Below are 25,358 nucleotides of genomic sequence, written 5' to 3'. Positions count from 1 at the left end.
CCTCAGAGCCCTCGCTCCCACTCGGCCCGCCCGCGCACCGGGCGGGCGCGGACGTGATCGGGCTCGACATCGGCGCGCAGCGTCTCGGGCAGCGTGTGCGGGTCCCAGCCCAGTCGCTCCCACCAGCGGCGCACCCGGCCACGCCAGTCGGCGGGTCTCGACCGGCCCGTCCTCGAAGACCCGATCGCGGAACGGGAACGGTGATCGTCGAACGTGGTCATGGGAGCCTCGAAGCGCCGGGTTGTTGCGTTTTTTGGACCCGATCCGCGCTTGCGGATCCAATCGAACCTCCGGCAGGATGCATAAGGAGATTTGATGCATCATGGCCCGCGTGCTTCCCCCGCTTTCAGCCCTTCGCGCCTTCGAGGCCGCCGCGCGGCATCTGAGTTTCACGCGTGCCGCTGCGGAGCTCGGCATGACGCAGGCCGCGGTGAGCTACCAGATCAGGGTGCTGGAGGAGCGGGTCGGCACGCCGCTGTTCCTGCGGGGTGCCCGGCAGGTCGTGCTGACCGACGCGGGACGCCGGCTCGGCACCGATGCGAGCGGCGCCTTCGACCTGATCTCCGCCTCGTTCGAGGCGGTGCGGAGCGGAACCTCTGGGGTTCTCACCATCAGCGTCATCCCGACCTTCGCGACGCTCTGGCTGGCCCGCCATCTCTACGCCTTCCAGCTGGCCCATCCCGACATCGCGGTCCGACTCCAGTCGAACCGCGTTTTCGGGTGTTTCTTCTTTGAGGCTGTGGTTCTCGCGCTTTGGGTCGGGGTGCGGCTTTCGCCGGGGCTCGTTCTCCTTCTGCTGGTGCGTGCGGCGTTTCCGCTGGTGCTTCTTCCTCGCGTCGAGGTGCTTGTGGGGCTTCTGCTGCGTGAGCGGGGTGACGTTGTTCGTTCTGCTCTGCTCGGCTCGCGGGCTGCGTTGTGGCAGGAGTGGTTCGCGTTGGCTGGGGTTGGGCGCGCTGTCTTCGGGGTTGTGCTTGTTCTGTCGCTTTTGGGGCTGGTCCTTGGGGTCGTCGGCGTCCTTGCGGGCGGCGGAGTTTTGATGGTGCCGCCCTTCTTCTGTCGCGGGTACGTCGCGGCGGTCCGTGTGGGGCGGGCCTTCGATGTCTTGTTCCTGCGCGGTCTGGGCTTGTGTGTGTGGTGTGGGCCGGGTGGGGGTAAGGTGCCGCAGGTCGGGGTGTTTGGGGTGTTTTTGGTGTTGCTGTTCCGGGCGCTCTCCGGTTGGCGGTGGTGATCGTCTCTGCGCCGCGCATGGTTTGTCGTCCCGTTCTGGGCCTTGGCGGCGTGCGGGTTATGTTGTTCGGTAGGTCGCTTGTGGCTTTGGTCGAGCTCGGGGTTTCGGCTGGCTATTTGTTCGTTGTTGTGGGGTGGGCCTGCTCCTTGAGGTGGCCTCTGGTCCGTATTGGCTCCGGTCGGGTCGGGCCCGCTGGCGGCGAGTTGTTCCTTCAGCTGGGCGGGCTTCTCCGCTACGTTTGTGCGGTGGTTGGCTTGGGGGCGGTGTTGGGGGTGGGGGGGTATGTTCTGGCTGGTCTGGGCCCGGTCGTCGAGTTGCTGCGCGTCGGGGGCGTGTTGGTGGTTCTCGGGCTCGACGGCGTGGGGCGCGCCGGCGGCGTGTTGGTGGGCGTTGTGTGTGGTTGCGCGCTGGGCGGCGTGTTGGTGCCTGTGCTCGACCTGCTGGTTTTCGCGGGGGGTGCGATGGCTCTCGTCGTGCTCACGGTGGTTTGGCTGGTGGCGGAGATGGGGCGGCTGTTCTTGGGGGTGGTCCTGCTCGGGGGCGTCGGGCGGTTGCTGGCGGGTGGGGTGTGTGGCGGGGTGTGGCTGGGCCTGGGTCGCGTGCGGCTCGTCGCGTTGGGTTTCGGGGGCTTTGGGGCGTGGGGGGTTGCGGTGGTGTTGGGGTGTTCGCGCGTGCTGGTGTATCTGATCGTGCGGGTCGTGTGCGTGGCGCTCTGTCTTTTGTGCTGGGTTGCTGCGCTGCGGCTGTGCAACGTGCTTTTTCTGGCCTTCGTCCGCTCTTTGCTCGCGGTCGGGCGCGGGGCTCGGCGGCAGTTTTGCCGGGTGTGTTTGGTGGCCTGTTGGGTGCGGGAGTGTTGTGTGTTCGTGATTGGGGCCACGGGGGTCCCGACGGGTTGGGGTGGGCGTACGCTGGTCGCCCTCTTTTCGGCGCGTCTCGCGCTTGTCGGTGGTTTGTGCCTCGTTGGTGGGTCGGGCGGTGGCCGGAGGCCGTTCGTGGGCATCCTGCTCTGCTCGCTTGCTCGGGTCTCTGGTTTCTTGTGGGGGGTGCTGCCCTTTGAGCTCGTGTTTTTGTCGGCGGAGCGGGTCTTGCTTCGGGGGGCCCTGTGGTTTTCTTTGGCCCTGCGCGTCGTTCGGTGGGTTCCTTTCATGGTGCGGGTCTCGCGTTGGGCGGTGTCGTGTTGTCTCAGGGACTTGGTGTTGTGGCCGTCGCGGTTTCGGCGGCCGGTGGGGTCGGTGTCGGGCGGCGGGTGCTCGCGCGTGTTGGTGGCGGCGCCGTTGGCGTCTGCCTCCCCTGTCCTCGTTTTTTCCGGGGCGTCGCACGTCCTCTCCATGTCGTCGTTGTGTCTTTTGTGTTCCGTGGTCGCGATCTCTTCGGTCAGGTTTTTGCTGGTCCGCTCGGCGCGCGCCTTCGTGGGGCGTTCGGTGCTTTCCACCTTGTGGCCGTGTGCGGGTGGGCGGTGGGTTGGGTCTGCGTGCGGCTCTACCGGCGTGCGGTCGCGGCGGCGGGGGGTGTGGAGGGCGTGGCGCTCCGCCGCCCGGCGCGTGGGGGCCTTGTCCAGGCTTTCGGCGTGGTCGGGGGGGTGGGGGCCTCGCTGGCCTTCCGCGAAGTTTTTCTTGCGGTTGAGGTTGGCTCTGTCGACGGTGCGGCGCGTGCTGTCGCGCTTTTCGGGCGCGCTCCGTTCTTTGGGGTTGGGGCTTGCCTGCCGCTTGCTGTTCATGCGTTCCCGCCTGCGCTTCTCGTCCTTCGCCGGGCGGGGTTCTGTGGTTTGGGTGGCGCTCGGGGGCTGGGCGTCGTGGTGGCTGGACGTGGGGCTGCTGTTGTTCGGGGTGGCATGATTCTGGCGGTCGTGCAGGTGGCTGTCGGTGCGCTGCGCTTTGGTTGCGTGGTGGTCTTTGCTGCGGTTGTTGTGGTTGTGTTCCTGGGTGTGGTTGTTGCTGCTGTGGTTGCCGGATTGTTCTCTTCGTTCGGTGGCGGTGTGGTCGCTCGGATCTCGTCTTGGGCCTGCTCTTCTGCGGTTCTTTGGTTTGTGTCTGCCTGTTGATCGTGCTTTTCGGTGGTGGTTGGCTGTGTCTTTCGTTGTGGACTTGGCTCTTTGTGCTGAGTTCGTTGTGCGCCGTTTTTCTGCTGCGTGTCAGGGCTTCGCGGGTGTTGGTGCTCGGGGCGATTTGGTGGCTGGTGCTGCCGCCGTCGCGGCGCTCGGCCTCGGTGGCGTCGTGGGGGCCTGTGGGGTGTTCGCTCTCTCGGGCGTCTGCGCTGGTTCGCTGGTTGGTGCTGGTGTTGTGGGGGCTGGAGATTCGGGTGTGGCTGCGGGCGGTGTGGTGCTTGTTTGCCGCGGTTGGGCTGGGGGTCGGGGTTAGTATGGGCCTGTGTTCTGGCCTCGTGGAGGTTGTCTCCGTCGCGCTGTGGCTGAATGGCTTTGGGTTGGTCGCCCTCCCGCGGTTGCGTTCGGTTTCCGCCTATACTCCCCTCTCCTGGTTCTGCTTCAGGGTGCTGGTGTTCCGTTTGGGGCGTCTGTTCGGCCTGCCGTGCTTTTGCGTCTGGGTGTTGGGTTGGTCGGGTCTTTTGTGCGTCCTGGGGAGGTTGGATCTTCTGGCGTTGTTGTTTGCGCTGTCCGGCTTCTTGTCGCCGCTGGCGCTGGTGCAGGTGCGTTGGCCTCTGCGCTCGGGGTTCTCGATGTTTGGGCCTCGGGTCGGCGTGCGTGGCACGTTTGTCGGCGTCTGGGTGCTTGGTTTTGGTCTGCTGGAGTTGACGGTTTTTGCCGTCGTGGTGGTGGTGGTTGTGCTGGTCTTGGGGGTTGTGGTCGTGTGGTTTTGCTTTGTGTGCGGCGTCGTTATCTCTGTGGGGTTGTCCCGGGTGCTTTTGGTGTGGGTGGTTTTTTTGGGTTGGGTGGTTTTCTTGCGTGGGCAGTTGGATCTGGGCGTGGTTGTGTTGTTTCCTGCCTTGCTGGGCTTCGGGCGTTGGGTTTGGGTCTTGGGGGCTGCTGTTGTTTCGCTTTTTTGCTCGGTCGTTTTTTCCGTTGGGGTCTGGGCCTGGGGGGTTGTCATCGGGGTTTGTCTGCTGCCGCTGCCTGTGCTGGCTTGGGCTTTTGTCTCTGCGGCTTCGCTGGTGTCGGGTGTCGGGGTGTGGTTCTTGATCCTGCTGGACGTCCTCGGTCTCCTGAGGTGGGGTCGGCAGGGATCGGTTGCGGGGCCCCGGGTGCGCGGGGGCCTTTCTTGGCGGTTGTCGTGTTGTCGGTCTTGCTGCTTTGGGCGGTCTTGGTGGGCCTGCCGATTTCGTTCGCGTTGATGGTGATGGCGGGGGCCCTGCTGTTGCTCGTCGGTGTGTTCGCCTGGGCGCTCGTCGTGCTTCAGCTGGTGATTGGGGGCGCGATCTTTCGGCTTCTGGCGGTTCGCTTGTTCGTTGTTGGGGGGGCGGCCGTGAGCGCCGGTTGTTTGTCGTTTCGTCTCGTGGCGTTGGGGCTGTCGTTGGTGGGTGTTTTCGGGGGGGGGCTTGGGTCCGTCGCGGTCTTCTGCGTGCTGCTGGTTGCCTCGGTGTGGGGGTCGGGGGTGGCGGTTATTGTGTCCGTTGCCTGGATGCTTTTGGTCTTCATGGGGCTTTGCGGTTGCGTTTTCTGCCGCTCGTTGGGGCTGGTGGCGTGGGGCGGGGTCGTTGCGTCGGTCTTGTCACCGTGGCTGGGCTCCATCGTCTTTTGTGTGATCTTGTGGGTGTCGTTGTCGGGGCTGTTGGTGCCGGGTATCGTGCGGGGCGTTGTGCTCGGCCTGTGGGTTGCGGTCGCTTGGTGGATCGTGTCGGGCCGGGGGGAGTTGAGGTTGTTGGGGCGTGGGTCCTGGGGGGTGGGCGGTCGGGTCTTCCTCTCTGGGTTTGTGGTGCTTGGCCTCCCGTTGCTCGTCGTCGGGGGGGTGTCGTGGGTTGTGTTGCCGGCTGCGTTGGCGGTGGTGTTGGCCGCGGTGTTCGCGGTATTGTTGGGTGCTTTCGTGTCGCGGTTGTTGATGGTGGCTACGTTGTCCGGGGGTGTGCTGATTGCTGTGCTCATGAGGGGTGCGGTGTTTTTTTTTTTCGGGTCGGCGGCCTTTTGGGCGTGGTTCCTCGCGGTCGCCCAGCTCGCGTGCGGGTTTTCGGGGCTGCTTGCGGGTTTGGGGCCTTCGTCCGTGTTTCTGGTGGCGGTGGTCATGCTGTTGGTTGTGCTTGTCGGGGCTTGGTTGGACTTCCTTCCTTTCATCTTGCTCGTGAGTTCGGTTTTTCTGGCGATGGTCCTGCTGTCTGGCTTCGTTCCGTTCTCCTTTGTGGTTTTTTTTGTCATTTTTACGGGGCTGGGGTTGGTGATTGCGCCGGTGGGCCGTGTGGTGCTGGTTGTGTCTGTGGTCGGTGAGGTGGTTTTGTTTGTGGCGGTCGCGGGTGTGTGGGCTTTCCTTGTGTCGCTCTTCGTGGTTCTTGTGCTGGTGGTGCTGTTCGCGTCGCTTGTGATGGTTGCTGTCCGGTTGTTTCAGTAGTTTCCGGTCTGGGCGTGGTGGTGGCGCTTTTGGGGCGCCGCCTCTGGTGGGTGGCCCGTTTTGTTTTCTCTTTCTGGCCATGTTTGGGTTGTGGCTCTGATGGAGGGGCTTTTGATCCAGTCGGGCCATGATGCCCCGGTCGTGGGGGCGGAGGGGGTCGGCGTCTGGGTGTGGCTGTTTGCGGTTCTGTTGAAGGCGCATTGCCGGGCTGTCTGCCTCGGGTCTTGGTCTTTCTTGGATTTGCACGGCTTTGCGGTTGTCTGGGATTACAGCTTGTCGCGCGCTTTTGTGGTGTTTGGCGGCTTTCTGCTCGTGGTTTATCCCTTGTCGTCTCTGCTGTTCTTGGCTGAGTCGTTCCTGTTCGGGGGGTTCACGTATTGTTTCCTGTCGCGTCTTCTGGCGTCGGGATGCGTTTGCTTTTCGTCGGTCCCTCCGGCGGGGGTCGGGTTCGGGGTCGTTGCCTGGGTCAGGTATGCGTGGGGCGGTTGGTTCTTGTTCTGCCTGCTGGGCTTGTGGGGGGTGAGCGGGCGCTGCGATGGGGGGCGCGCGCTGCTGGCGTTTGGTTTGCGTGGGTTCGCGGGGGTGCGGGTCTTGGTGGCGTGGGTCCTGGCGGGCGGGGTGCGTTTGACTGGCGGGGTGTTGGCCGTCGTGCGGGTGGGTGTGGCGTGGGGGGTGGGTTTTCTGGAGCCGCGCGGTTTGGGCGCGCCGTTGCCGCGCGGGCTCTTGCGTGTCGGCAGCTTGTGGGGGGCGTTGGCGGCAGGGGGGTTTGTGTCTGTCCTGTGCGTCAGGGTGGGTGGGCGGACGGTGGGCTGGGCGCCGCTCTGCGGGGCTGTCGCTTTGGGGTGCGGCTGCGTTCTGCCGCGTTTTCCGTGATCGGTGTTCGGCCATTTCCGCTGACGGGTCCTGTGGTGTCGGCGCTCCTTGCTTCGGTGCGCGGGCTGGCTAGCTTGTTCTTCCTGTAGGTTCGTGGGGCGGTCGTGGGGCTGTAGGGGTTTTGGTTGTGTGCGGTCGGTTTGATGCGGGGTCTCGGGCCCTGCTTGTTGGTTTGGGGGTCTGGTTGAGCTCGCGGTGCCTTCTGCTGTTGCGGGGGGGCGTGGGGTTTTGGTGTGGGTTGGGGGTGTTTCGGTGTCTCGTGTGGATGCCGCGGGGTGTGGCGGGGTTTCCGGCCCCGCGCGCCTGCCGGGCGTTCTGGGCTTCGCCGGGCGCGGCCGGGTGGTCGGTTGTGGTGCCGGGTCGAGCTTGTTTGGACGCTGCGGGTGGGTCTGGTGCTGCGGCGCGGTGTCGCTGCGTTGGTCCAGCTGGTGTTTGCGGCGCGTCGACGGGGGGGTGGTTGCTCGGCGGCCCGGACGCTTGGGCTTTGCGGTTGGGGTCGCGCTTCGGCTGCTTGCGTTCACCGTCTGGGTGCCGGTGTTGGCGGGGTTGCGGTTCGGCTGGTCTGGTCCGTCGGGCGGGGTGCTGTTGGTCGGGTGGGCCGGCGGCTTCGTTTGGTTGTGGGGGTCGGTGGCGGGTTGCGTGCCCCCGGTTCGCGTGTTTGGGAGGTGCTGGCGCGGGGGCTCGGGCGTGTTTGGTATCGGGCCGGGCTGGTCGCACGTGCTGGGCGATTGGCAACCGTTGGCGCCGGGTTTTGGCGGGCTCGGTGTTTGGTGGTTGGTCTCGGTGTTGGGGGTTAGCGCGCGTCGTCGTCCCATTGCCTCTCTGTGCGCCCTGTTGCGTCCGTTCGGGCCTTTGTGCTCTTTGGTTTGTTCGGAGCTTGAGTTGGGGTCGGTTCGGCAGGCGTCGTTGTCGCTTTTGTTCGCGTTCTTGTTGTCTGGCTCGTTGTTGCTCGCGGTTGACATGATGGCGGTGTTGGGGCTGCTCGGCGCGGTCGGCTCGCTCGTGGGTGTGGTGTCGCTGCGCCGGTTGTGGCCGCGGACGTTTTCGCCGGTGTGCTCGCGCACCGTGTGTTCGTGGGCTTGGGGGATCGCGCGGGGGTCGTCGATGTGGGCGATGGTTCTGTCGGGGTTTTCGACGTGGCGCGCTTTGTTTTCTGGTGGGGGTTCTGGGTCTTGGGTGCGCTGTGGCCGGCGGCGCTGTTGCTGGGGGTCTGTGCCTGTTGCTGCTGCGGGACGGGGGCATCTCGGTGTCTTTCGCGTTTGTGGGTGGTCGGCTTGTCTTCTCGGGCCGGCGGCTGCTCGTTTTGGGGCGGGTGTGCTTGTGCGGGCGCCCCCGCGGGTGTCGTTTTGTTCCCTGTCGGTCGCTCTCTATGTTTTCTTTGGCTTGCGCTGGTTGGTTGGCTGGGGCCTGCGGCCTGCGGGTTTTGATGGGGGGTTCGCCGCCGCCTCTCTTGCGGAGTCTGTCTCTCGGCGTGTCCTTGTCCGGCCTGTGGCGGGGGTTTGGGGCGGGGGTGCTGGGGTCGGCGGGGTGAGGGACTGGATGGTCCGGCCCCTGTTGTCCGTGGCGTCGTCGCCTTGCGCTGTTTGTCGCGTCGTTGGGCTGTGTTTGGGCGGGGTGTTCTCGTTGGGGTTGCTGCTTGGGCGGCTTTCTCTGCTTGTTGGCTGTCTCCGTCTTTTTGTTTCGTGCGTTGGATGGGCCGTGTGGCGTTTGTGTTATGGTCGGCTGTCGCGGCTCGTGGGCGTTGTGGGTTTTGTGGCAGGGTGGGGTGGGGCGTGGGTGCGTGTGGTTCCCGGGTCTTGTTGGCTTGGGGTTTGTGGGGGTCTGGTTCGCGGCCGGGCCGTGTTGCGCGTGTTGTCGCGTCGGGGTGCGGCTTGGTGGTGGAGGTCCGTCGGGGGTTGCGCGCCGCTCTTGGTCTTCGTTTGTGGCGGCGCGGGTGTTGGTTCCGGCAGGCTTGGTCGCGACCGGGCGCTGTCTCTGGGAGCTGGGGGTGTGTTGTGCGTTCTCTAGCTTGGGCCTGGGTTTGGTTTGCTGGGGTTCGTTGTGCGGTTGTTCGCTGGCTGCCGCGCCGTTCTTGGCTGGCGTGGACTGTAGGGCCTTGCGGTCTGGGGGGTGGGTGGTCCCGACGACGGGCTGCGGTTGTCGGCGGCGTCGTGGGGCCTGTCGGTCTGGGGCGGGTGTGCGCCGTTCTGGTGTCGCGCGCTGCGCGCGGTTTGGTTGCCTTTCGGCTGGTGGTTCGGTTGGGGTCGGCCCGGTTGGCCTTGTCGGCCTGGGTTGGGAGCGTCTCGCTGGACTGGTCTCCTTCGGTTGGGTTGAGGCTGAGGCTGTTGTCCGCGCGGTGATGGTCTCTTCTGCTTTTCGGCGCCCTGGCTTGCGGGAAGTGCCCGCCGTCCTAGATCCTGTTGTTCTTTGTGGTGGGTTTGGGGGGCGGGTTGATCGGGTACGGGTTGTACCCGGCGGGTTGGGCGGTCTTTGTCTGCTGCTTCGTCTTCTCTCGCCTTGCCTCTGCGGGGGTTTTCGTTTTGGTTGGCCACGTTCTGTCGGACGCGGGTGACGTGTTCGGCGTTGTTGTTTGCTCGCGGGTTCCGGTTTTTTCGGGCTGTGTGATCGCGTTCTGCTTTCTCTGTGTCCTGGTGGTGTATTGCCGCTCGGGGTCGGCTGCTCGGTTGTTCGGCGTTCGCTCGTGTCGGGTGGCGGCGCGGTCGAGCAGGGTGTTGGCGGCTGCGGACTTGTCGTGTCTTAGGCTCTGGCCTGTCTGGCGGTTTTTTGCGCCTTGCGCGGCTGTTTGGCCCGGCTGGTGGGTCGCTCTGGGGTGCTGTGGCTGGTCGGGCGGTTCGTGGTCGCTGGTCGGGGCGGGTTTTTGACGGTGCTCGGGCGTTTCGTGTGCTGGGCGGTCGTCCGGTCCGGTTGGCGAGGGCAGTTCCTTTCGGGGCGTTTGTTTTGGATTTGGTGGGGTTGGCGTGTCTGGTCGTCGTTTGTGGGGTTTTTGTTGTCGTTGCCGCGGCGGTCGCCGCTGCGCGCCACGCTTGGGTTTGGGGGCCAGGGCTCGGGCTCGTCGTGGGCGTGGTCGGGCGCCGTGCGCAGGGTGTGGGTAGTCGTGGCTGGGCGGGCCGGGCGGTTGCGCTCTCGGCGGGCGTGTGGCATGGTGCGTGCGGTTGTCTCGGCGTGGGTGCTGGCCGCCGTGGTTCGGTGGCGGGGTGGGCCCTTGGCAGGGTGGGGCCGGTCGTGGTGGTTTTGCGCCGGTCCTTTGGGGGCGCGCGCGTTTGCGGCTTCGGGGCGGGGCTGTCTTTGTCTGTCCGCCTGCCGGTTGCTTGTGGTTTCGACGGGTGCTGGCGTTGGCCGCTGGGGTCGGGGGGTGCGGTGGTGGGTGGGGGCTCGGTTGCGCCGGTTTTTGGGCCCGTGGTGGTGGCCGTGGCGGCCTGGGGGTCCCGAGGGGGGTGCGGGGTTGTGCTGGGTCTGGTGTGCCCGGCCTGGGTTGATCGGTGTTGCTGGGCGGTTGGTCGGCGGCTGCGGTTGGGCCCGTGGGTTCGCGTCGGGGGGGGGCTGCGTCGTGGAGGCCGCGAGCCGCTGGCGGTCGCGTTGCGTGGTGCCGACTAGCGGGTTCGTTTGGTGTGGTGCCGGGGTTTCCGGGTGATGTCCGGCGCGGTTCGGGGGTGCGGTTCGTTGGATCCGCTGCCCGTGTATTGGCCGTCGTTGGGCCTGGCGCGGCGTGGGCTGTGCCCTTTTCGGGGGCGGCCGGAGCTGGCGCGGGTTTCGGTGCGCGTGCACTTTCGTCCGTCTTGGCTCGGTGGATGGCGTGGGAGGCGGGGGTTGCGGTGGGTGGGGGGGGGGTGGTGATGTCTTGCGGGGTGGCTTCTGTTGGGCGTTTCGGTGGGTTGGGTGGTGGGTATGTGGTGGGATCGAGGTGGGTTGTGATCAGCTGCTGCTTTTGGGGGATTGTCAGTCGGTCGATTGTCGGGGTGCTGTGGGGGTCTTCTCGCTTGTGCATGGTGCGTGGGTTGGGCCGGTCGAATGGTTCCGTGAGGCGGTCCGCCGTGTCGGCGGGCGTGGTCCCGTCGTTGTTGTGGTCGTCGGGGCTGTTGGCGGGGCGGCTGCTCGGCTGGATTGTGGGTCGTCTGCTTGTCGAGCGGGGGCTGTTGCGGGTGGGGCTAGCGCTTTGGATGGGGGTGGGCCTGTGTTGCGTTGGGCGTTTGGTGGGGGGCTGCGGGCGGGTGGGCGTCTCTGGGCTTGAGGGCTTTGCGTCTGTCTTGTGGTTGTTTTTGTCGCGGTTGTTTACGGCGTCGTGCGCTTGGTCTTCGCTTGCCGCCCCCATGGGGTGGGGGCTCGAGGCGCAGGGGCGGTGTGCGGGGGTGTCGGTCTGTTGGTGGCGGGTGTCGTTGGGTGTTCCGGGGTCTGCGGTTGGTTCGTGCTGCGGTGCCCCTGGTATGTCGGGTGAGCTGCTGTTTTAGCTTGCAATTTCGGTGCTGGTGGGTTTTTTTGTGCCCTCGGTTCCCCTCTTTGGGCGTTAGTTGTCTCTGTTGGTTCTTGTCTGTTGTTGTGTGCCCTCATGGCGGTGGGGAGGCGTGTTGTGTTCGCTGTTTGGTCTGGTTCGGGCGAGGCGTCGGTTTGGGGCCGGTCGTGTTGGTCGGTGCGCCAGGCTTCTGGTTCTCCCGCTTGCTCTCCGGTTCCTCAGTCGTGTTCGTGGTCGTGGTCGCCGCCTCTGTTGTCGGGCTCGTCGTCGCGGCGCGGGTCGCGGCCGGGGAATGTGTTGCGGGGCGCGCGGTCTGCATCGGCTCGCGTGTGGACGGTCTGGCCGTGGGTGCCGTTGCGTCGTTGGGCGTGGTTGGGGGGCGGCGCGCGCCCTTGGGGTTGGTCGGTTGGGGCGGCGGGGGGATGGTTTGGGGTGTGTGGTGGATGCTCTCTTGCTGGGCTGGCATGGTCGTCTGGGGCGTGTGGGTCCTGGTGTTTTCGGGGCCGCGGCTCGCGGTCGCTTGGCCGAGGTTCGTGGCCGGGTGGGGCGCCGTGTGCGTTGTTTTCTGTTGGGTGCTGCGTTGGGGTTGTCCGGGCCGTCGCGGCGGGGCTGGATGGAGTTTTCGGGTTGCGTGGCCTGGTCGAGGGTCGGTTTGAGCTCGGCTTGCGCCGGGTCTTCTGTTGCGGGGCGTTTGGTGGGGGGGCGGGTGGGCGGCGTGGGGGTCGGGCTTTGGCCGTGGTTTGGTTTGGTTGTGTCTTCGTCGTCGTTGCCGTCAGTTTGTGCGGCTCTGTCGCTGCCGTCGCCTGTCTGGCGTTTATGGTCTTCGCTGTGTCCTTCCTCGCCGGTTGTTGTCTCGGTGTTGGTGTTGTCCGGGGTTGGGTCGGTCGCGGGGGGTTTTTTGCGCCTGTCTTTGCTTTTGGGGGTCGCTTTGATTTGCGCTTGGTTGTCCCGCTCGTGCGAGTGTTCTTCGGCCGCGGTTCGGTTTGGTGTTGGATGCATGCCCTGGTGCTCGGGTTGGTGGTTGGGGGCTAGCTGGTTGTCGTGGTCGTCGTTCTTGTCGGGCTGTTGGGCTCGTCCGGTTTGGTTGGGGCGACCCTCGTTTTGTCGGGTGGCGGGTGCCGGCACCGGTTGGTCGTCGCCGGTTCGGCCAAGCTCGCGCATGCGGCTCTGCTGGTGGGGGTGCGGGGGTTCGCGGGCGTCTTTCTGGCCTATGTCGGGGGCGTGGGGTTTGCTGCTTTCTTTGGGTCTCGGTTCGACGGTGGCTGGGGGTCCGAAGATGGTGGGGTTTGCGGGGCGGTGTTGTGCAGTCTTTGTTCTGGGCTGGGCTTCGTTGTGGGTGGCGGGTCGGCGGCTGGGTGGTGGGTCGTTGTGGTTCGATGGGTTCTGGTTGATGCGTTCGTGGTGCTCCCAGACGGGTTGCGTGAGCTGGTCGCTGTTGGTGGATGTTGACGCTTTGGGTTGGTGTGCCTTTTGTGTTGGGGTGGCGCGGTCCTTCTTGTGGGCTCTTCGGCGCTTCGGTCTTCAAAGGGGTGGGTTGCTGTGGCGCGGCGGCCGTTGGTTTTGGTTTTGGTCGGGCGGCTCGGGGGCGGGGTTGTTGGGGTGGTGGGGCGGGATTGTCTGCTCGGGTTGCTTCGGGTTTTGTGTTGGGCGTGGGGTGGTTTGTTCGGGTTGCTCGCGCTTCGGTTCGTATATGGGTGCGTGCTTGGCTCTGTGCCGTGGTTCTTTTGGTGTTCCTTTGGGGAGAGCGTGTTGGTTGTTTTTTGTGCTCTGTGCTGCGTGTTGTTGGTGTTTGGTGTGCTTGTTGGTCTTGGCTTCGGCTCGTTTCGTCGTTTGGACGGTTTGTTGTGGTCTTCTGCGGGTTTTGTCGGCGCCTTTGGCGCCTTGCTCCGCCGGTGCGCTGTCCTCTTTTGTGGGGTGGCCGTTGCGTTGTGGGACTGGCTCTTGGCGTTGGCGGGTGTTTTGCTTGTGGTCTTGGTTTGTTCGGGCTTCGGCGAGGTGCGGGGCTTGGCCGTTGCGTCTGCGGTGGGGGTGCCGGTCGGCGTCTTCTTCCTGATCTCTGCGGCGGCTGGCTGCTGGATGTGGTCGGAAGGCTTTGCGCTGCTCGTGTGTGTGGTCGGCGGTGTGCGGTGCGGCTGCGAGGTTGCGCAGGTGCGGTCCCGGGTCGTGCGGGTGTTGGTTGGTTCCGTGCGCGGTGTGGCGTTCATCTTGTTCTGGTCTCGGGGCCCCGGGGCTGACCTCCTTTATGCGGTCGAGGGGCTGGCGGGGGCGCTGGATTTGTTGGTTGAGGGTTCGCTGGTGGGTCTTTCGCGTCTCTCTTTGTTGGGCTAGCGCCTGGGCGTCTTGTTGGCGTGGGCTCTGGTCGAGCAGTTCCGCGCTGCGTTCGTTTCCGTGGTGCTGGTCGCGTTCGGGGGCGTCCGTGACTCTCTGGGTCGTGCGGCCGGGGGGGTGTTGTTTTGGGTGTTCGCCGGGCGGGTCGACGGTTGGGTTCGGTTGTCCGATTCGGTGGTGCTTTTGGGGGGGTTGGAGTTGGTTGTGCTTCAGGCGGGCTTGACGGTGTTGGTGGACGCGACGGTCGTGGGCGTGGAGGTGTTGGCCGTTCTCGATGCTGCTTTGTGGGTTTGGGTCGGGGAGCATCGCTTGGGGGTCGGGCTTGGCGTCGCTGTCCCGTAGGCGAACAGCGCGGCTGTGGGCTTGGTCCTGACGGATTCGGAGTTCGGGCTTTCTGTCGCCGTTTGCGGTTTCGGTGGTGCCGCGGTCCTGTCGTAGGCTGATGTGGTTCTGTTGCGTGTTGTGCGACTGATGCTGTCCGCGGATGTGTGGCCGGCGCTGGTAGGGGCCCGGTTTGCCGTGTTCTCCCTGCCGTTTTTTTGGCTTGAGTCCGGTCGGCTCCTTTGTGTGGCGGTGTTTGTGTGTTTGTGCGAGCCTGATGGTGGCTTGGTTTGGCCTTTGGGGTTTGTTGTGCTGGTGGCGGCTGCTGATTTGCTCGTTCCCTTTGGGGTATGGGTTCTGTTTACGGCTTTGCGGGAGTTCGTTGGATTGCCGGGGGTTTTGGTTGTGGTGGACGTGTTGCGGGTCCAGTTCGTGGATCTGGAGCTGGTTGTGCTGCTGTTCTTTCTGGTTTCGGTTCTGGGTCTCAAGGGCGTGCGGCTGGAGGTTGCGCTCTCCTCGGTCGTCCTCCTTCTGGACGTCGTGCGGGCGCTGGATACTTTGCTGCGTCTGGGGGCGTTGGTCGTGCGCATCGGTCTTTCTGCTTTTGGTATCTTTTAGTTCTCGGTTGGCTTCCTGTTCTCGTTGGTCTTGGGCCGGGTGGTGGTGGGCTCGTTGTTTCTGTGGGGCTTGTCGGTGGGGCCGTGCAGTGGGGTGTTCTTCTCGGTGGTTTTTGTGGGTTGGGTGTTGCGCGTGGTGCTGACGGCGGTGGGTGTCTATCGCCTGGTGTGGGCTGTCTTCTTGTGCGGCTGGGGGTGTCTGCTGTTTGCTTTCTTCTTCTTCGGTGGGGCTGTTGCTGTTCCTCTTTTGGCTTTTATGGGCGGTCCGCCGCTTTGTTTTCGCTCGGCGGTCGCTTTCGTTCGGCGGTTTCGGCCTGGTGGGCGTTGGCCGTTCGGGGGGTTGCTGGGCTGTCTGATGCCGTTTTCGTCGTCGCTGGCGTTGCGGCTCTGTGGGCTCTCTCCGGCGCGGTTTCTGCGCGCGGTTGGGTATTGTGCTGGCTTCGTCGCGTGTTTGGTTGCGGTGTGCGTTTCGTCGCGGAGGCTGCAGGTGGCTTGATAGTTGTTGTGGCGGAGGGTTGTATCGGGGCGGTAGGACTGCCTTTCGTGCGCTGGGGCGGGTGTGGTTGGTTGCGCCGTGTTGGCTGTTATCTTCTGGTCGGCTTCTGGTCCTGTTTGTGCCTGCTGTTGTTGCGGGCGGGCTGGTGCCTCTTGGAGCGCGTGCCGGAGTTCGGCGGTGGTCGCGGGGCTCCTGCTTTCGTTTCGTTGTGAAGGGGAGCGTGGCATCGCTTGGCGGTTTGTCGACTTTGTGGCGGGCGCTTGGAGGAGTGTTGTGGGCTCGGTGCTTCATCTTTCCTCCTGGGCTGGTTCTGGGTTGGTGATTGTCCGTGTTTGTTTCTGCTGCGTTTGTGCTGAGCGCGGCCGTTCGGTTTTGGGCTCTCGTGCGTTGCCCCGGAGTGGTCGGTTTTGGGCCGACCGCGGCGGTGGGCGTTTCGGACGTGGACGGTGGGGAGTTGTCGTTCCGCTTTCGACCCTTTGCAGCCTATGCATGCAAATGGTTGCGTCCCCATAAGCTGACGTTCAGAGTTCGTCCCTATGTTCGCACCATGCTCTCGGCACGAAAATCGTATGGACCCTTCTTCGTTCTGATCTGGTCGAGCCTCCTGGCTTGGTCGGTAACGACATGCAGCGTTCAGCGCAGCGCCGCGGAGACGGAACTTCGGCACACGCCGGAGTATCAGTGCCTCGATGAGCAATCGTTCCGGCAGCCCTATGTCCGTTGGACCGCAATCCGCAATTTGAAGTCGATCAACTCAACATATCCGGTCGCTCGCCTTCAGAACCGCGAAGGCGCCAAATGCATCCCAGACGGCGCTTCGGTCTCATACGTTCATGTCCCAGTGACCGCTGGTTCCTCCCGCTCGCTGGTTCGCGTCCCAGGAGGGGACGTACGTGTGGACTACAGCCGCCAAGACCAATGGGCCGATCTGGTCAGCTACGATGGAAGCACGCGTTACCGAAACGATGGGCAAGGGTACCAGTTGCTCCCTCCCGGAGGTCTGCTTCCATCTCAATCTTACTGAAAGCGGCCTGACGGGTTTCCACCCCGTCGAGCCGATCGGTATCGAAGGAGCGGACGCCCATGAGGGGTCCGAGCGCTTTCGACCCTTTTGAGACCCTGGTCTCGTTTCCAGCCCGGACGCATAACGGACGTTCATCACGCTAGGGTTCAAGACCCTTACCCGGAGCGTCCGCCATGCTTCAACCAACCGTCCCCGTTTCAGTCACAAGCCCAGCGCACCAGTCCGCAATACGGCTCCTGTGCATGGTCCACGAGTTGCATCGGGTGGGATACCAGCATGTTCGTTTCTCGTCGGGCATGTCCCCGAGCGGCATGCATTGGCGTTGCTCGATCACTCATGCCGGCAACATGAGCGATGATGGGATGCGCGTTGTGGACTACCTCTTAAACGAAGACGTCGCCTCCTACTCGACGGGTTCACAGGACCAATTTTTCGATTGGCCGGACGTACCAGGGCGCTCGGCAAAGGAGCTGGCCACGTTGTTCGTGGAGCGCTTCCCGCGCATTGTGCAGATAGGCAAAGGCCGCGACTGGGCCTATGCAGGTTGGCTGACGGAGGTCATCGGCCGCGCCGAACGGGGTGGGTTATCCAGCCTGCCCGTGTTCTTCGCAGACTACCCCCTGGATATCGATCCGATCCATATGCCTCCGCCTGTGCGAACGCGAACTCGCTGGCAGAGGGCATGGGCAGCAGTGCGCTGTACGCGACGAAACTGAAGCTGCTCCATCGCCAACTCCCGCCCCTTCCACGACTTAGACGCATCAGGAACGGATCTCCGCTAGCGGACGTTTGAGACGTGGACTACAGCGACGAAGCTCTCTGCCGGCCTTCCGCTTCATCCGTCAGCCACTGGCGGAACTTCCGAACGGCACTGCGTTCGCCGTCCCGCATTTCGATCTCGTAGCAGCCCAACTCAACCGGCTCGAACCCTGCCAGCGCCACGAGCGCACCACCCTGCAACTCGGCTTGGGTCAGAAGCGAGGACGCCAGGACCATTCCCACGCCGGCCACGGCACCGCGGATAGCAGCGTCGTCGGTGTCGAACGCATGGCCGATCCTTACCATGTCTACGTCGATCCGCTGCGACCGGCACCACAGCGTCCAGTCCCAATCGTCCGGCGTGCAACGAAGTGCCGGGATGGCGGCGATGTCGCTGCGGCTCTGGTAGATGGCCAGGGCAGGCAGTCGCGGCGCGACCATCGGTAGGACGAGATCGGGCATCAGTCGCTCACCGGCGCCGGTCTCACCCTGACGGCGGTAGCGGATCGACACGTCCCACTGTCCGCTCTCGCTCGATGGCTCAACGCCCGCAATCGTCTCCACCTTTACCCGAAGCCGAGGATGGCGTGCTGCAAGGCGGCCCAAGGACGGGATCAGCCACCGCACCGCGAGCGACGACGACGCTTGCACCCGGACCTCGTTGGCATCCCGATGCAGTCCTTCCGCCGCCGCTTCGAGCATCGCAAGCGCCGTGGCCGCCTGTTCGAGGAACGATCGACCTTCGTCCGTCGGTCGCAACGCGTTGGCGTGGCGCTCGAACAGAGCGACTCCGAGTTCGACCTCCAGCTTGCGGACCTGATGGCTGACGGCGCTCGCGCTGACCCCCAGTTCGGCAGCGGCCCTCGTTAGGCTAGCATGCCGGAATGCTAGGATCGCAGCGCGGACGCCGCTGAGGGAGGGGGTACGTCGCGCCAGCACTCAAATCCTTCATGCAGCCCGCAAAAGACGAGTTTGCGAAATGGCGTGCCGGCGGACAAGAGCAGGGTCGCCGTACCGCACCGACCTGAGATCCATCGCCTTGCGCCTGCCGATCCGCTCCAACACCAAGGCCATCCTATGGGTACTGACCGGAACGGCCCTGTTCTCGATCCTGTTCGCGTCGGGCAAGTTCGCAGGCGAGAGCGCCTCAGTCTTTCAGGTCATGTTCCTGCGCTATGTTGGAGGCTTCGCTGCACTCGCTGTCGTCGCGGGCTTGCAACGAAAAGGCTGGGCAAGCCTTCGAAGCCGTCAACCTCTTCTCCACGGCATCCGCGCTCTGTTCGGCGTATCGGGCGGTCTCTCGATCGTCTACGCCTCGGCCGCCATGCCGATCATTGATGCCACCGCGATCGGACTCCTCTATGTCGTGTTCGTGGTTCCGCTCGGCGTTGTGGTTCTGCGGGAGGCCGTGAACGCGCACCACCTATGGGGCATTCTCCTGTCGTCCTTGGGAGCAGCGACCGTTGTCGCATCGCGGGGCGCGTTCCAAGCGTTCGACACCGCCTACCTATGGCCTGCACTCGTCGCTGTTCCGGGGGCTCTGCTTCTCGCCTTCGAGGGGTTGATGATCCGCATGCTTGCAGTGCGCGAGGACCCGCTTGTCGTGCTCGTCCACGTGAACGTGTTCGGCCTTTTCCTGCTGTTGCTTCCCGCATGGTGGACATGGCAACCGACCGCGGCTCTCAGCCTTGCCCCGTTCCTGCTCCTTGGGCCGCTGGTGGTGACCGCGCAATACTGCATCGTGCGCGGCTACGCCCTCGCACCGCTCGCGGTGGTCGGACCGGTCGACTATGCTTGGCTCGTCTTCGCCGCCCTGATCGGTCTGGCGTTCTTCGGCGAGATGCCGACAGCGGGTGTCGTCGTAGGATCGCTCGTCATCGCAGCGGGCGGCGCCGCTCTTGCGAAAGCGGACGAGCATAGGTGAATGACCCAAGGTCCGCTTCCACTGCCCTGGCTCTCGAAAGCCGCCCAACCGGTTCCCACCCGGTCGCGCCGATCGTCCTGGGGAAGCGGACGCCCGAAAGCCGTTCATCCGCTTTCGACCCTTCATTGCCGGTCCGAAGCCTCAAGCGCCGCCCCGAAAGCAGTCATTCGATGGAGATTTCCATCGTCAGAAGCGCACTCCCGACACCGTCGCAATAAAGGCGCGCAGGTCGGCCAGCATCAGTTCCGGCTCTTCGAGCGCTGCGAAATGGCCGCCTCGCGGCATGTCAGTCCAGTGCACGATGTTGAAGGTCTTTTCCGCGAACGAGCGCGGCGGTCGTAAGAACACCGGATCGGGGAAGGCCGCAAAGCCGGTTGGCACCTGAATGCGGGTGCCGGCCGGAAGCGTCATCGATCCCTCAAGTCGGCTGCCGTAGTAGATCCAGGTTGCCGTCACGAACGATGCCGGCGCGATGTAGAGCATGATGTTGGTGAGGAGTTCCTCCTCGGAAAACTTGCTCCAGATGTCGGGGGCGCCATTGGCGGTTAGTGGGAGATCGGCCCACTTGCCGAACTTCTCGAGGATCCAGCCCGCCGCTCCGACCGGGCTGTCGGCCATCGCGACGCCGAGCGTCTGCGGACGGGTTGCCTGCGCGTGAAAGTAGGCACTCTCCTGATCGGCGATCGCGGCCCGCCTGGCGGTGAAGGACTTCTCCTCGTCGGTGGTCGGAGCGGCATCCCTCGCACACACGGTCATCATGTTGATATGGACACCGAGCAGAGCATCTGGCCGATCATGCGCTGCCCAGGCTGCGATACCGTGCCCCCAATCGCCCCCTTGGACGAAATACCGTGCGTCGCCGAACAGTTGGATCATCAGCCCGTGCACGAGCGCAGCAGCCCGCCGCATGCCGATCGGGCGCGCGATCGGGTTGGAGAACGCGAAGCCAGGTAGCGAGGTGACGACAACATCGTGCCCGTCCGCTGCAAGCGGCTCCAACAGCCGTTCGAACTCGAGATACGAGCCCGGCCAGCCATGGAGAAGCAGAATGGGCGGCTTGGAGCCATCGCCTTTCACATGAACGAAGTGGAGGTGCTCGCCTTCCACATCGGTCATGAAGTTGGGGAGTGCGTTGAGGCGTCGTTCGACCGCACGCCAGTCGTAGCGGTCTCGCCAATACGCCACGAGCCGCTTGAGGTCATCAACGCCGACCCCTGTCGACCACCCACCCGCATCAGGCAGCTGGCTCCAGTCATATGCCTCCACCTTGGCTTTGATCGTGGCGAGCCGTTCGTCAGAGATGTCGATCGTGTAGGGTGAGATCATCATGTTCTCCGCTTGAGCAGGGATGCGGTTCGAGGACGGGAAAACCGGGCAACCTGCCATCCGTGTCGTCGATGGATATTCTCAGGTCCGACGGCCGCTCGGCATAGTGCTCGGTACGTCGCCGAGGTTGAAGTCGACCCTTTCAAGATCTCAACCGCTCGCCCGTAACGTCCCCAGTGCGGACGTTCAGATGCCTCCGTTGTCTCGATGGGCGGCCGTTGCGCAGGTCATCGAGACGTTGGTAGCCCGAGCGTCAGATGGTCTGGCCCCCTGACACTTCGATGCGCTGACCGGTCACCCAACGGTTATCGGGTCCAAGAAGGCTAGCCACCATCGGGCCGATATCGTCGGGCAGACCGACGCGACCGAGCGCCGTCATGTTGGCAAAGGCCGTGTTGTAGTCGGGCGTGTCGCGCACCGCTCCGCCGAGAAAATCGGTCTCGATCGCGCCGGGGGCGACGGTGTTAGCGGTGATGCCACGGGCACCCAGTTCCTTGGCCATGTAGACCGTCAGAACCTCGACGGCTCCCTTAGCGGCCGAGTAGGCCGAGAAGCCAGGGAAGGAAACGCGGGTTAGACCGGACGAGAAGTTCACGATGCGCCCGCCGTCCGACAGCACGGGCAGAAGCGCCTGCGTCAGGAAGAAGACGCCTTTGACGTGAACGGCGAAGAGCTTGTCGAACTGCTCTTCGGTGGTGGACGCAAAATCCGCCATCTCGCCATGACCGGCATTGTTGACGAGATGGTCGAGCGTGTCGCGACCCCATGTGCTGCGCAAGGCGTTCTGAAGCACCCCCACGAAGGCTGGAAGCGAGGCGACGTCACCGGTGTCGAGTTGAAGTGCCACCGCCTTGCGACCGAGCGTCTCGATCTCGGCAACGACCGCCTGCGCGTCCGCTTCATTGCTACGGTAGGTGAGAACGACGTCGCCGCCATGGCGTGCGATGCTGATCGCCGTGTTGCGCCCAAGGCCGCGGCTGCCGCCTGTGACAAGGGAGATCGTGGTCATGGATGTCTCCGGGTTGGTTGGGCCTTCCTTGTGCCGCATCCGCCTCGATCCGCATTGCGCAATCGTCCGCAAAACTTGCTTGATTGTCCAATCCGATTGGCGTCGTCCCATTCGATGTCTACGGTGGGCCCATGCATGACACGCTTCTCGACCATGCCCGCCGCTTCGCCGACGCCCACGCCGATGCGCACGGCGTGGCCGCAACATCAGTGAATGGTTTGGCGGTCCTTCGCGAAACGGGTCCGACCATGCTGCAATATGCGGTGTCTAAGCCGTTGGTCGCGCTGATCTTGCAGGGCAACAAGCGCGTGACGATGGGAAGCCAAGTGTTCGACTTCGGAGCAGGCGAGTCCCTCGTCGTCTCCAGCGATGTCCCGACCGTCAGCCAGATCACAGCCGCCACCCCGGTCTTGCCCTACTACTCTCTGGTTCTCGAACTCGACCCGACGATCATTGCAGGTCTGGTCAGCCAGATGGGACCGGCACCGTTCGCAGCCCATGATCCGGTCCGGGTCGATCCAACAGGCGACGACCTTGCCGACGCAGCCTGTCGGCTGCTCCGCTTGCTCGATAAGCCGGACAGCCTTTCGATTTTAGGGCCGCAGCTCAGTCGCGAGATGCACTACTGGCTTCTCAAGGGTCAACATGGAAGTGCGATCAGGGCGCTTGGCGTCAGCGACAGCCACGCCCGACGGATCGGGCGAGCCGTTGAGCTCCTGCGATCACACTATGCCGAGACCATCAAGGTCGAAACTTTGGCGAACGCCGCCAACATGAGCCTATCCGCGTTCCACGAGCACTTCCGTGCCATCACCTCGTTGTCGCCGCTCCAGTTCCAGAAGCAGCTTCGGCTCATCGAAGCACGACGCCGCATGCTGGCGGAAGGGCAGGCTGTCGCGGATGCGGCCTATGGTGTGGGCTACGAGAGCGTGCCGCAGTTCACCCGAGAGTATGGTCGCCTGTTTGGACAACCACCGGCACGGGACATTCGCCTCGCACGCTTGCAGGTGGACGCGGCAGCCTGACATTAGCGCCGCCTCTTCCAGCGATGCGCAACGGATGCGCAGTTCGTGGAAGGCAGCTTACGAAGCTAGTGGCCCCGAAGCGGACTGGCAGGAAACCACCCGGTCGCGCCGGTCGACGCCACTGAAGCGGACGCCTCAAACCCGTCCATCCGCTTTCATATCACTGCGGATGCGGCAGATCGGACCTTTGGGACCGAGTTCGACATGCATCTCGCGAACCTGCGAACGTTCCGGGTTTTTCTTTCCTTCACAGCGGAACGCGCGCCGCCCTACAGGCGCAAGCGTTGGAGCGCGTACGAATAAGCATCTTTTTGCAACGACCGAACCTAAAGACGTTTTGCAGGCACCTCGTCGATCTGCCGCGCGGTTGACGTCCGGATGAACTATGTCCGGTCGTGAAGCCCTCGGCCGAAACCGAAGGTCACCGCGATCCCTATCGCCCGATGATTGCTGCCGATTGCCCGCCCGGACCAGACGCCCGGCGCGGTTCATTGACCGGACACCACATCATACACGACAAGGGCACAGGCAGAGGCGAAGGAAGCCTAATCGGTCAGATACGCCGGCGGCCCGTCACGAGCTGATAGACCACGACGATCACAGCGACGACCAGGAGAAGGTGGATGAGACCTCCAGCGACATGGAAGACAAATCCCCCGAGTACCCAAAGAATGACGAGGATAAGGGCGATCGTCCACAACATGAAGTTTTTCTCGCTGATCGGTACACTACGCTCACAAAAACGAGATGAAGCGGTGAAGTGTTCCCACTTGTGGCCATTTCCGAATGTGTTCTCTAGCCGCCTCAAAGGCACAGCCCGCTTCGGCCTCGGCAACGACGCGTGCCCACGATGAAGTGGTCGGCTTCTGCACTGTGCGCCGCGGGCGAACTCGCCCCGGCCGGGCAAGGGCCAAGGCATGATAGCAGATGGCCTTGAGGGGGAGGATTCCCAAAGCTACCGGGTCGTTGCCCGAGAGGGTTACGCCGATCGCCAGCAAGGACGCGAGCGTCCGGAAGCGGTCTGACCGCTATCGACCCATTATTGCCGTCCGCTTCGGCTGCGCGCTTTTCCGGAAGCGGACATCGCGAACCAAATGTGCAAGCTGATCAACGTTCTCTCGCACCATGAGACATCGACGCGTTCACACCACCGCGTTCATTTGTTTTGTTGGGTGGTACTTGCTGCTAAGGCCGATGCAGGACGTCCTGCCACTCAGGGTGGCGGTCGATCTGCGCCTTCGCGAAGGGACAGAGCGGGATGAGAGCTGTGCCGTCTCGGCGAGCGTCCTCCACAGCCTGGCGTACCAGCCGCTCTCCAATTTTGCGACCCCGCAGAGCCGCAGGAACCTCGGTGTGGTCGATGATGAGCAGTCGCTGCCCCGCCCGGCTGTAGGTCATCTCCGCTTCGACACTGTCGACCACGATCCGGTAGCGGCCTTTGGCAGCTCCGTCTTCACGCATCACCTGCCCGTCCTCTGGTGAACGGAAGTTCCCGGACTTCTCAGCGTCCGCCGCACGCACCTGCCGCGGCTGGCCGGGTGCGCACTCCAGAAGGTCACGGTCCCAGCCTCCGAGGTCAGCGGCAGCGTCGTAGGTCGAGACTAGGAAGGCCATCAGCGCCTCGTTGGGATCGGCGGCCAAGCGGACAGCGTCGTAGGGCAGGACAAACTCCGACAGGCTTTCGTGCCAGAAGGCTCCCTCCGGCCGAACCGGTGCGGCACGGAAGCCGTTCGGGGCAGGATACGCGTAGGCATAGAAGGCGGGGTAGTCGATCCCGCCGCCGCCGGGCCAGAAGCCCGCCGAGTGGACCTCGCGGTCGTAGGCTTCCTGCGCGACATCGTCCGGCAGGGCCGGGATGCCCGCGGGATGAAGCGGGGCGGGGCGTCCCGAGAAGCGCGTGACGGCGAGGTCGAGCGCGCCCCAGAACAGATGAACCGGACTGCTCTTGCCCAGGAACGAGGTCCTGAACGTCTTGAAGACGCGGTCGCTCGCCATCAGGGCCCGGTGGAAACGCCCGACGGCGTCGCGGTCATAGGGGCGCTCGCGATGGTCGTCCGCGAACGGTACTGGGAACGAAACCTCGTTGGGCTGGCCATGGAACGTCGGCGTTCCGCCCAGGGCGGCGATCAGTCGGGCGAATTCCTCGTGGAAGGTCGCGACGGTCATCGGCCGAAGGTCGAGCGAGGCCTCGCGACCGTCTCCGTTGAAACCCACCACCCGGTGTCCGTGACAGTCGATCAGAATCTCGATCCCGGACCCGTCCGGGATCGTGGACGTGGTCAACCCGCGCGGCGTCACGTAGAACGTCGCGTTCCAGGAGTGGTTGAGCCAGGGAGAATGCGCGAGGCGGTATTTTCCGACGATCTGCAGGTAGAGATGCAGCGCGGAGCACGTCTCGCGCCAGCCGAGGTAGTCGAGTTCCGGCCACCGATCGCTCATGTCGTTTCCGCTTCCCTTCGTCTGGCATGACAAGACGACGATCTCGCATCGTCGTCTCGAAAGACATCCAGATCCCTCGTCACCCCGGCAGGAGGATATGCTCGTCGCGGTCGCCGACCGGCAGATCGAAGCGGCCCACGCCCCATCGTTCGGCCCGCCATTCCGCCTTGGCCTCTTCCAGCCGCTCCCGAGACGAGGCGACGAAGTTCCACCAGATGTATCGCGGGCCCGGCAGCGTCGCCCCGCCGAGGATCATCAGCCGCGCGCCCTGCGGACCGGCCGAGACCGTGATCCGGTCGCCGGGGCGGAAGACCATCATCTGTCCTGCCCCATACTCCTGCCCGGCGATCGTGATGGAGCCCGAGACGATGTAGAGGCCGCGATCCTCGTGGTCGTCGGGCAGGGGCACCCGGCTCGCCGCGTCGAGGCGTACATCCGCGTAGAAGGTCTGCGAGAGCATCCTTGCCGGTGCGGTCTCACCGTAGGCCGTGCCGAGGATCAGGCGGACCGACACGCCGCCGTCCCGGATCACGGGCAGCGTGTCCTTGCCGTGATGCTCGAACGTCGGCGCGGCGTCCTCGTGGTCTTCGGGCAGCGCCAGCCAGGTCTGGATGCCGAAGAGCCCGTTCGGACCGCTTCGGGAGGCCGCCGAGGTGCGCTCGGAATGCGTGACGCCGCGTCCCGCGACCATCCAGTTCAGGGCGCCCGGCCGGATGATCTGGTCGGCGCCGGTGCTGTCGCGATGGTGGAAGTCGCCGCGGAACAGGTAGGTCACGGTGCCGAGGCCGATATGGGGATGCGGGCGCACGTCGACGCCCTGTCCCGTAAGGAATTCCGCGGGTCCCGCCTGGTCGAAGAAGATGAATGGTCCGACCATCTGGCGCTTCGGGGCCGGCAGCGCGCGCCGGACCTCGAAGCCGCCGAGATCGCGCGAGCGCGGAACGATCAGGGTCTCGATCACGTCCGAGCCCACCTCGTCGGGACACCCGGGCTCCATGACAGGGTTCCAGCTCATGGTTCCGTCTCCTCGTTCGATGCGGATCGGTCGTCCA

16 protein-coding genes and 1 pseudogene are annotated in these 25,358 nt (G+C 64.6%); 10 read left to right on the top strand and 7 right to left on the bottom strand.

Annotated elements, in window-relative coordinates; translation table 11 throughout:
• Positions 1 to 2 precede the first annotated feature (2 nt).
• On the bottom strand, positions 3 to 221 hold the full coding sequence (locus BLQ76_RS04870; protein ID WP_090669869.1) for a hypothetical protein: 219 nt from the start codon (positions 219 to 221) through the stop codon (positions 3 to 5).
• 101 nt (positions 222 to 322) lie between these two features.
• Between BLQ76_RS04870 and BLQ76_RS22655 the strand changes: the two genes are divergently transcribed.
• From BLQ76_RS22655 to BLQ76_RS04825, 8 genes and pseudogenes are all read left to right on the top strand, one after another.
• Entirely contained in the window at positions 323 to 1,228 is a 906-nt protein-coding gene (locus BLQ76_RS22655) for a LysR family transcriptional regulator (RefSeq protein ID WP_090669867.1), read from the top strand.
• A gap of 1,102 nt (positions 1,229 to 2,330) precedes the next feature.
• Positions 2,331 to 2,912, top strand: a pseudogene (locus BLQ76_RS22760) (type 2 periplasmic-binding domain-containing protein); the annotation flags it as partial.
• A gap of 147 nt (positions 2,913 to 3,059) precedes the next feature.
• Positions 3,060 to 3,269, top strand: coding sequence for a hypothetical protein (locus tag BLQ76_RS22455; protein WP_244519477.1), 210 nt, complete (start codon positions 3,060 to 3,062; stop codon positions 3,267 to 3,269).
• Positions 3,224 to 4,513, top strand: coding sequence for a hypothetical protein (locus BLQ76_RS21965; RefSeq protein ID WP_170842478.1), 1,290 nt, complete (start codon positions 3,224 to 3,226; stop codon positions 4,511 to 4,513). The genes BLQ76_RS22455 and BLQ76_RS21965 overlap by 46 nt, the downstream gene beginning before the upstream one ends.
• Positions 4,456 to 5,718 carry a TRAP transporter large permease subunit gene (locus tag BLQ76_RS21960; RefSeq protein WP_170842477.1) on the top strand — a complete coding sequence of 421 codons (1,263 nt, stop codon included), beginning with the start codon at positions 4,456 to 4,458 and terminating at the stop codon, positions 5,716 to 5,718. Before BLQ76_RS21965 ends, BLQ76_RS21960 begins: the two co-directional genes overlap by 58 nt.
• Positions 5,719 to 12,784: 7,066 nt before the next feature.
• Positions 12,785 to 13,366, top strand: a complete 582-nt coding sequence (locus BLQ76_RS04840) for a hypothetical protein (RefSeq protein WP_139183930.1) — start codon at positions 12,785 to 12,787, stop codon at positions 13,364 to 13,366.
• Between the two features lie 471 nt (positions 13,367 to 13,837).
• Positions 13,838 to 14,305, top strand: coding sequence for a hypothetical protein (locus tag BLQ76_RS04830; RefSeq protein ID WP_090669849.1), 468 nt, complete (start codon positions 13,838 to 13,840; stop codon positions 14,303 to 14,305).
• A gap of 1,761 nt (positions 14,306 to 16,066) precedes the next feature.
• Positions 16,067 to 16,540, top strand: a complete 474-nt coding sequence (locus tag BLQ76_RS04825) for a hypothetical protein (RefSeq protein ID WP_139183929.1) — start codon at positions 16,067 to 16,069, stop codon at positions 16,538 to 16,540.
• Between the two features lie 85 nt (positions 16,541 to 16,625).
• Here BLQ76_RS04825 and BLQ76_RS04820 read toward each other — a convergent pair whose 3' ends face one another.
• Positions 16,626 to 17,522 (bottom strand): LysR substrate-binding domain-containing protein, encoded by an 897-nt coding sequence (locus BLQ76_RS04820; protein ID WP_090669843.1) that lies wholly within the window; start codon positions 17,520 to 17,522, stop codon positions 16,626 to 16,628.
• Positions 17,523 to 17,622: 100 nt separating this feature from the next.
• Between BLQ76_RS04820 and BLQ76_RS04815 the strand changes: the two genes are divergently transcribed.
• A complete protein-coding gene (locus BLQ76_RS04815) occupies positions 17,623 to 18,507 on the top strand; it encodes a DMT family transporter (RefSeq protein ID WP_170842476.1) in 885 nt (294 codons plus the stop codon).
• A 186-nt stretch (positions 18,508 to 18,693) separates the two neighbouring features.
• Here BLQ76_RS04815 and BLQ76_RS04810 read toward each other — a convergent pair whose 3' ends face one another.
• Positions 18,694 to 19,833: an epoxide hydrolase family protein gene (locus BLQ76_RS04810; protein ID WP_090671294.1), complete on the bottom strand. Its 1,140-nt coding sequence runs from the start codon at positions 19,831 to 19,833 to the stop codon at positions 18,694 to 18,696.
• A gap of 253 nt (positions 19,834 to 20,086) precedes the next feature.
• On the bottom strand, positions 20,087 to 20,842 hold the full coding sequence (locus BLQ76_RS04805) for an SDR family NAD(P)-dependent oxidoreductase (RefSeq protein ID WP_090669837.1): 756 nt from the start codon (positions 20,840 to 20,842) through the stop codon (positions 20,087 to 20,089).
• Between the two features lie 131 nt (positions 20,843 to 20,973).
• Here BLQ76_RS04805 and BLQ76_RS04800 point away from each other — a divergent pair, with 131 nt between their 5' ends.
• The gene (locus tag BLQ76_RS04800) at positions 20,974 to 21,867 is read left to right on the top strand and encodes an AraC family transcriptional regulator (protein WP_090669833.1); all 894 of its coding nucleotides are present in this window, start codon (positions 20,974 to 20,976) and stop codon (positions 21,865 to 21,867) included.
• Positions 21,868 to 22,420: 553 nt separating this feature from the next.
• Here the strand turns inward: BLQ76_RS04800 and BLQ76_RS21625 are convergent.
• The 3 genes from BLQ76_RS21625 to BLQ76_RS04790 form a co-directional block, all read right to left on the bottom strand.
• Complete coding sequence (locus BLQ76_RS21625; RefSeq protein WP_139183928.1) at positions 22,421 to 22,570, bottom strand: lmo0937 family membrane protein; 150 nt, start codon at positions 22,568 to 22,570, stop codon at positions 22,421 to 22,423.
• 482 nt (positions 22,571 to 23,052) lie between these two features.
• The gene (locus BLQ76_RS04795) at positions 23,053 to 24,306 is read right to left on the bottom strand and encodes a DUF5996 family protein (protein WP_090669830.1); all 1,254 of its coding nucleotides are present in this window, start codon (positions 24,304 to 24,306) and stop codon (positions 23,053 to 23,055) included.
• Positions 24,307 to 24,385: 79 nt separating this feature from the next.
• On the bottom strand, positions 24,386 to 25,321 hold the full coding sequence (locus BLQ76_RS04790) for a pirin family protein (RefSeq protein WP_090669827.1): 936 nt from the start codon (positions 25,319 to 25,321) through the stop codon (positions 24,386 to 24,388).
• Positions 25,322 to 25,358 lie beyond the last annotated feature (37 nt).

The sequence above is a fragment of the Aureimonas jatrophae genome, from assembly GCF_900104035.1.
GTDB lineage: Bacteria > Pseudomonadota > Alphaproteobacteria > Rhizobiales > Rhizobiaceae > Aureimonas > Aureimonas jatrophae.
The sequence above is the reverse complement of the archived record's forward strand: the minus strand, read 5'-3'. Positions and strand labels throughout refer to the sequence as shown.